This is a genomic window from Pseudomonas sp. (genome assembly GCF_026224925.1).
GTDB lineage: Bacteria > Pseudomonadota > Gammaproteobacteria > Pseudomonadales > Pseudomonadaceae > Aquipseudomonas.
The window spans coordinates 1-8105 of the sequence record NZ_JAMFRV010000122.1 but is presented as its reverse complement, the minus strand read 5'-3'; the positions used below and the strand labels follow the sequence as shown (position 1 = coordinate 8105).

3 protein-coding genes are annotated in these 8105 nt (G+C 58.3%); all 3 read right to left on the bottom strand.

Annotated features, from left to right (window positions below):
* The coding region (locus M0974_RS05400) for a chemotaxis protein CheW (protein WP_297833714.1) at positions 1-494 on the bottom strand (494 nt) is incomplete at its 3' end.
* The gene (locus tag M0974_RS05395; protein WP_297833710.1) at positions 487-6519 is read right to left on the bottom strand and encodes an Hpt domain-containing protein; all 6033 of its coding nucleotides are present in this window, start codon (positions 6517-6519) and stop codon (positions 487-489) included. The genes M0974_RS05400 and M0974_RS05395, both read right to left, overlap by 8 nt.
* A 204-nt stretch (positions 6520-6723) precedes the next feature.
* A partial coding sequence (locus tag M0974_RS05390) for a methyl-accepting chemotaxis protein (protein ID WP_297833707.1) occupies positions 6724-8105 on the bottom strand: 1382 nt, incomplete at its 5' end.

Below are 8105 nucleotides of genomic sequence, written 5' to 3'. Positions count from 1 at the left end.
TTCGCCAACAAGTTGGCTCCTACAGATGATGCAACCAACCACTCTTCCAACCCCACTAAATCAGGGATTTTGGCGACGGTGTCGCCGACTTGCACGGCAGCCAGTTCCAGCTCGGCCAGTTGCACGTCGACGTAGCTGAGTTGGCTGTCGACTTTGCAGGAGCGGGGGATGCCTTGGGTCAGCAGGGCGATGAATTTCAGATCGTTACGGCCGCCCAGCGCGTTGAGAACGACGATGCGTGCGCGACCGCCGACGCGGGTGCGGCCACCGCAAGCGGCTTCGAAGCTGAGCAGCGGCAAGGTGCGATGACGCCAGGTGATGGGGCCGAGGTACCAATCGGGTGCATCGGGCTCGGCATTGCTGTCTTGGTAGTCGATCAGTTCGGCAATGGCGATATTGGGCAGCAACAAACTGCGGTCGCTCAAGGGCACTAGCAATCCGGTCAAACTGGTGACGCGGCTGCTGAGGCTTAGCGAGGCGGCGGGGTTAGACATTGACCTGACTCCATTGGGCGATGCTCTCCAGCAGTACCGATTCCTGATACGGCTTGCTCAGGTAATCGTTTACGCCGATGGCCATGGCGTGATCCCGGTGTTTTTGCCCGGAGCGGGAGGTGATCATGATGATAGGCAGGTCTTTAAGGTGTTCATCGTTGCGAATTCGACTGGCGACTTCAAAACCGTCCATGCGCGGCATTTCAATGTCCAGCAGCAGAATGTCAGGCGTGTGCTCCTGCAACAGGGCCATGGCATCGACGCCATCTTTGGCGGTGAGCACGTTCATGCCATTGCGTTCGAGCAAGCGACTGGTGACTTTGCGCACCGTCACCGAGTCGTCCACTACCATCACCAATAGCGGTCGCGCCTGTTCCATTTCGATGTACTTCGGCGCGCCCAAGCCTGCCGCTTGTTGCGCCAATAAACGCAGATGCAGAGCACGTATATGCGCCAACAGATCCAGAATGAATACCACACGGCCATCGCCCAAAATGGTCGCGCCAGAAATGCCCTGCACCCCGGAAAATTGCGCACCTAGGCTCTTCACTACGATTTCCCGCGAACCGGCCAATGCGTCCACTTGCACGGCGACCCACTGATCGTACATGTGCACCAACAACACCGGCAGCGGCTGGGTTTGGCCGATTAACTTGGGCGGCAGGCCGTTGTTCAGCAACTCGCCGAGGTAGCGTAATTCGTAAATGCGTTCGCCGAATTGGTAGCGTGGCGGGTTCGATTGATAGCAGGCCTCCAACTCGTGGGGCATGACCCGCACAATGCCTTCGATGGTGTTCAGCGGCACGGCATATTGCTCTTCGCCACATTGCACCATCAGCGCCCGGTTGACCGACACAGTAAACGGCAGACGAATCTGGAAGCGCGTGCCCTGTCCCGGCCTCGAATCAATGATCATCGAGCCGCCGAGCTGTTTGACCTCGGCATGTACCACGTCCATGCCGACGCCACGACCGGAAATCTGCGTCACTTTTTCCGCAGTGGAGAAACCCGCCTGAAGAATGAATTGCAGCAGTTCGTAGTCATTAAGCTCCGTGTCGGCCTCGACCATTCCGCGCTTGATCGCTTTACGGCGTACCGCGTCAAGGTCGACCCCGGCCCCGTCATCGCGCATTTCGATGACAATGTCGCCGCCTTCGTGGGCCAGACTCAAGCTGATCGTGCCCTCTTCCGGCTTGCCAGCAGCACGACGTTCTTCGGCGCTTTCAAGGCCGTGATCAACGGCGTTACGCAGCATGTGCTCCAGAGGTGCAACCATCCTCTCTAACACATTGCGGTCCATTTCGCCCTCGGCATCGCCGACTTCAAAATGGACCTGCTTATCCAGCTCCCCCGCGACCTGACGCACGATCCGCCGCAAACGCGGCAACAAACGCTCGAATGGCACCATCCGCGTGCGCATCAAACTTTCCTGCAGTTCGGTGTTGACCCGGGCCTGCTGCGACAAAAGCGTTTGCGCGTCGTGGTTACGGGTGCCGAGGGTTTCCTTGAGGTCCAACAAGTCCGACGCAGACTCGAACAAGGCCCGCGACAATTGCTGCAATTGCGAATGGCGGTCCATTTCCAGCGGATCGAATTCTTCATAGCCCAACCGTTCGGCCTGGACCTGTTCGCGGCTGAGAATACGGCCCTGGGTTTCAATGTCCAAACGTCGAAGCTGATCGCGCATACGCTCGATGGTGGTTTCCATCTCGGCCAGAGTAACCTCTGCGTCTGTGACCTGCTGTTCAATGCGCCCACGAAAAATTGAGGTTTCACCCGCCAGGTTGACCAAACTTTCCAGCTGCTCGGCGGCGACCTTGACCGTTTCCGGCGGCGTACGCTCGGCTTCTGGTTCCGGCGCGGGCAGCGCGGGCAAGGAAGGTTCGGCGATTACCTCAGGCACGGTGACGGTCGCTACGGTCGTTAATTCACCGAGCGCGCTGAAGTGATGAATACTGTCGATCAGTAACTTCGCGCTGGGCAACGGCTCGTGCCCGCGCACAGCGTCAAGCATGTCGGCGAGTAAATCATGACCGCTTTGCAGCAAGCTGTTCAGCAGTGGGTGGCTGTGCAGCGAACCGGCTGCCAAGCCTTCGTAGAGAAATTCAAGCTCGTGGGCCAGATCGCCAATCGGGGCGATTTCAACCATGCGCGCGCCCCCTTTGAGGGTGTGCAAATCACGCAACAAGTTTTCTATTTCGAGGGTATTTTTCGGTTCATCCTGCCAACGTGCCAAAGCGCCGGCAGAGCTTTCGATGATATCGAAGCCTTCCTCCAAGAAGATTTCCAACAGCTCGGGGTCGTGCTCACCGACGGTTTCAACTGTCGACTTGATCGGTTTTGATTCAGGCTCCTGGCCTGGAGCAACACTGTTGTCCTGTCGAAACCCACGAATCGCGTCTATCAGCTCAGACGGACAGCTGAGCGGTTCGTGGGCCTGTAGCTGCTCCAGCAAAACTGCCAGCAGGTCGTGACTTCGCTGAAGCAGGCCGGCGATTTCCGGTGAATAACTGAAGCGGCGATCGATCAAGCCTTCATACAGTGTTTCCAGCTCGTGACCCAAATCGCCCACCGGCTGAATTTCAGCCATGCGAGCGCCACCTTTCAGGGTGTGTAAGTCACGTTGCAACGACGACAGCGGCACTGGGTTTTCCGGATCACCCAACCAGCGATGCAGGGCGTGTCCGGCGCTGTCGAGAATATCCACCGCCTCTTCAAGGAATATTTCCACGATCTCGTCATCAAGCTCGCCGCTTGGCGCTATTTCTGATGTGGAAAGCGCCTCGGTGGACCTCGGGCTGTCGTCGGGCAGCTGCGTCGCTAGGCGCTCGGTGGCCGCTTTCAATTCGGTGATGCTCAGCGCACGGGTGCTGCCGTCGCTTTTGATCACACCCATGGCACTTGGGTCGAGGGCTTGATCGAGCAGGTCGCGCAGCGCTTCGATGCGCTCTGGGCGCGCATCAACTTCTTGACCTGCCGCCACTTGGTCAAGCATGTCAATCAAGGCTTCGTGGCCGCTGGCCGCCTCGTCAAAGAAACGCTCACTGACCGCCAGGCTGCTTTCTTCAACGGCGCCGTACAGATCGAGGAGTGCCTCGCATAACCCATCCACTTGCGGCAAATCAGCCAAATGCGCGCCGTGGCCGAGGGTTGTCAACTCATCAAGCAAGGCGCTGAGCTCTTGACGTTCGCCAGGGTGTTGCCGCCAACGCTGCAACAGGTTTTCTGCGTCGAGCAAAATGTCCATTCCCTCGGCCAGAAAGGACGCGATCAATTGCGGATTACGCTTCAATCGCAGGCCGCTGTTTGGCGCACCCAGCGCTGTTTGCAGCCGCTCATGCAACAAGGCTAGAACGTCTGCGATGAAAGACTCGGCCCCCGCAATGGGCGCCAACGGTTCGCTGTTGAGTTGTAACAGGCCTTGATTGAATAACGGTTCCGCAGCGCGCAGCAGTTGAATTTCAGCGTGCCCAAGGGAAATCTGGTTGGCTTTGAATTCGCGCACCAACTGGTCCAGCGGACTGGCCAACTCGGCCACTGGCAACACGCCGGCCATGTACGCGCTGCCTTTTAGGGTATGCAGCGCACGCTGCAGGCCATCGCTGATGGCGGGTGTTTCGGTGTCGGTCGCGTGGTCAAGGAATCGCTCTAGCGTGTCCAGATGACCACGCGCCTCCTGACGGAAAATCTCCAACAGCTGTGGGTCCAGTGGATCGGACACGTCGGTTTCGATGCCGACGTCGGCAACCGGTGCCTCGGAGGTGGTATCCCGTCTGGCGATTGCATGGGCGCGAGCCGCCAACAGATCAACGTCGTCGCGCTGGCGTTGAGCGTTGTCAGCGAACTCTCGAATGATTACCGGTAACAATGTCAGCACGTCACTGAGCAGACTCTGGACGTCCTGATCGGCTTCGACACTGCTTTCCACAACCCGGTTAAGCAAGTTCTCCACGGCCCAGGCCAACTCACCAAGGATCAGCGCACGGACCATGCGCCCACTGCCCTTAAGGGTGTGAAACGCCCGCCGTACTTCGGTTAGCGCGGCGATATTGCTCGTGTCGTTGAACCACCGCGGTAAATGCTTGTGCAGCGCTGCGAGCATTTCCTCGGTTTCCTCAAGAAACACCTCAAGCAACTCGTCATCCACCCGCTCCTCATCTGCGGGCGGCGGCAATAGGCTAGCAGGTACGTGCTGGGCGGGCGGATTGACGGCCGAGACCGGGCTGGCGAGGACTTCAGCCAACGAGCGCGTAGGGCTGGTCAGCGCTTGCCGAGCGCTCATTTCCAGCAACTCGTCTTGGGTGATCACTTCCTCCAGCAACGGCACTTCAGTCGTGATGTCCGGAAGCAGCGAATACCCAAGATCCATCAGGCTCGCCTGCGCCTTGTCGAGGATTTGTTCGCCCGGCGCTTCGTGATCTTCGCCTAGACGCTCAAGGTAATACTCGATGCTGGTCAGCGCATCGGCCAGACCGTCGAGTTGCGGCCAGGTCGGTGGTTGGGCGTCCATCAAGAGATGCGACTGAATGTAATCGTTGCAGGCAGCAAGCAGGCTAGCAGCGCGCGCCAGTGGAATCATTGCCAGTGCGCCGCGCACCTGGACCAACAATGCGGGCAACGGTTGCAGGCGTTGGCGGTCCCATGAGCCGTCGATGTAATCGATGATCATGTCTTTGGCTTGCTGCAAACCGATGCGCGCTTCCTTGATCACCAACTGATGGATTTCGATCAGGTCAGTGGTCGGCAGATGGATTTCTTTAGGGCTGGCCTGCTCCACGGTCCCGACCATCCCTGCCAGAGTCGCTTCGACATACAACAGGGCACCGGCCACATCCATTAGCGTCGCGTCATCGGCTTCGCTTTGGCCTTGTGCCAAGCGCTGAACAACCGCCAACTGGTCGATGATGACCTTGCGCGGTTGGCCGAAACCCAGCACGGCCAAGGTATCGGCAATCTGCCGCAAGGGCGGCAACAAACTGCTGAGTTCGGCGACGTGTTTGCGGTCGCTGCGCACAAAGCCATCTAGGCGTTCTTTGACCCGAACCAACTCTTCACACAGCGCCCCCACCACCGAACGCATGGCGTCACGGTCCGGCCCGGCTAACCGCGCACGTTCTTCATCGACCAACGCCGTGTTGGGTAAGGATTCATCCAGTCCGTATTGCTCTTTAAGCACGAGCATATGCGGCGCCTGGCTGTCGGACTTGGCGATGTAAAACAGCAGGCTCTTGAGCAGCTCATCGGGCGCAGGCTGATTGATGCCACTGATGCCCTGCTCCAGCAAACGCTTTAGTTCTTTATCGGACTCTTTAAGTAACCCACGCAGTGCCGGGCTGTTGGTAAATTGGCCGTCGGCCATGGTCTCGACCAACGCCGAAGCGATCTGCCACAGCGGCCCGAGCGGCGCGTCTTTGCACAGCGCTTCAAGGCGCGTAAACACTTTGGCCATGTAACTGAGATTGGTCTGTACTTCCTGCTCGCGCAGCAAGCCGACTAATGCGGTTTGCAGCATCTGCCGTAATTTGCGCAGCAAGGCGGTGAGGTCAGGATGGTCGAGTTTGGCCAAGGCCTGGACGTCGAGTTCGGGGACGGCGAGCAATTGCGGGGTAAAAAGGCTGGTTTCCGACAACAGGCTTTCGCCACGGGCGCTGCGCAGGTCATTCAACAGCGGGAGCACCAGCAAGGGTAGGTCGCGGCGCGCCGAATGGATGCGATCAAGGTAGAGCGGTAATTGGGTCATCGCTTGCAACAACAACTGCACCGCTTCGGTCTGCTGCGCTGCGCGACCTTGTTGCAAGGCCAGCGCCAGTTGCTCGATTTCTTCAGCTAGCAGAGCTGCGCCATAGAATTCAACCATCTGCAGGCTGCCATGCACTTGGTGCACGTAGCTCAGGCACTCGACCATGGCGGCGGGTGCCTGAGGCTTGACAACAAACGCTTCGAGGGCCTGACGGGCCAGCTTTAGCGTTTCGGCAATTTCGCCTTTGACCCACTCTAGGGCCACATAGTCGTGCCGATCAGCCATGACAACTCCAGTCTTTGCTCAAACGCTTCATCTTGGACTCACTGCTACATCCCTCGCCGTGGAGAGATCCCGGTGGGACCGAACGTGTTCGGGAAGCAGACAACGCGGTGTATCAGACCTACCGCGCCGCGACCTTCGCGAACAAGTTCGCTCCCACCGGGGATCTGTGGATTGACTTCAAACATAGAATCTCCCACAGATATCTCAGCTTAGGTCTTTCGACGGCGGCAAGGTGAAACCAGATACCGAACGGCGCATCTCGCTGGCCATTTTCGCCAGGTTGCCAATGCTTTCCGCAGTCGCCGTGGTGCCCGACGTGGTTTGCGTCGTGGTTTGTTGAATCACCGCCATGGTCTGGGAAATCTGCCCTGCCGATGTCGCTTGGTGCTGCGCCGCATTGGTGATGCTTTCGATCAGTGCCGCGAGGGTTTTTGATACGCCTTCGATTTCTTCAAGGGCCACTCCCGCATCCTGCGCCAGTCGGGCGCCGCGTACCACTTCACTGGTGGTTTGCTCCATGGAAATAACAGCTTCATTGGTGTCGTTCTGGATCGCACGCACCAATGTTTCAATCTGCTTTGTAGCCGACGATGAGCGCTCGGCGAGCCGCTGCACTTCGTCGGCCACGATGGCGAAACCGCGTCCGGCATCTCCCGCCATGGAGGCCTGGATCGCCGCGTTCAACGCCAGAATATTGGTCTGATCGGCAATGTCATCAATCAAGCTGACAATGTCGCCAATCTCCTGGGATGACTCGCCCAACCGCTTGATCCGCTTGGAGGTGTCTTGAATCTGCTCGCGAATATTGTCCATGCCGTTGATGGTGTTGTGCACCACCTCATTGCCTTTGTTGGCAATCATCACCGAACGCTCGGCCACCGCCGAAGACTCCGAAGCATTGGCCGACACCTGGTCGATGGACAGCGCCATGTTGTTGATCGCGGTGGAGGCGGCGGCAATTTGCAGTGCCTGATGCTCGGAGGCAGCAGCCAGTTGCATGGCCGTGGTTTGGGTGTCCTCAACGGCGGAAGCCACTTGCTCAGCGGTCAAGTTGATCGTTCCCACCAAATCACGCAACTGGTCGATGGAGTAGTTGATTGAATCGGCGATGGCCCCGGTAAAGTCTTCTGTAACTGACGCGGCGACCCGCAAGTCCCCATCCGCCAGGTTTTCAATCTCGTCGAGCAGACGCATGATCGCTGTCTGGTTGCGCTCATTCTTCTCGGCGGTTTCACGTAATTGGCGGTTGGTCTCACGCACCATCACGATGCCAATCAAAATGATCGACATCAACGCGAACAAGCCCAGCACATAGCCCACGATGCTGTGCATGGATCGTCCGCTGGCCAGATGCTCGAAGCCGTTGGCCAACACCGACGCTTCTTCCAGCAGGGTTTGCGAGGTGGTAAAGATGTTGCCGGCGGACTCACGCACTTGAAACAGTTCGGGTGAAGTTTCGAGGATTTCATCCGCGGAGCCAGACACGAACTGGAACAGCTCGGCGATTTCACTTAGGCGGGCACGCGCGTCATGGTCCTGAACCTGGGTAATTTTCATCCCTGCGTTGCCTTCCAGCATGCCATTGA

Coding starts and splice junctions, on each gene's coding strand:
- M0974_RS05395 (WP_297833710.1), bottom strand. CDS start 6,519: ATGGCTGATCGGCACGACTATGTGGCCCTAGAGTGGGTCAAAGGCGAA.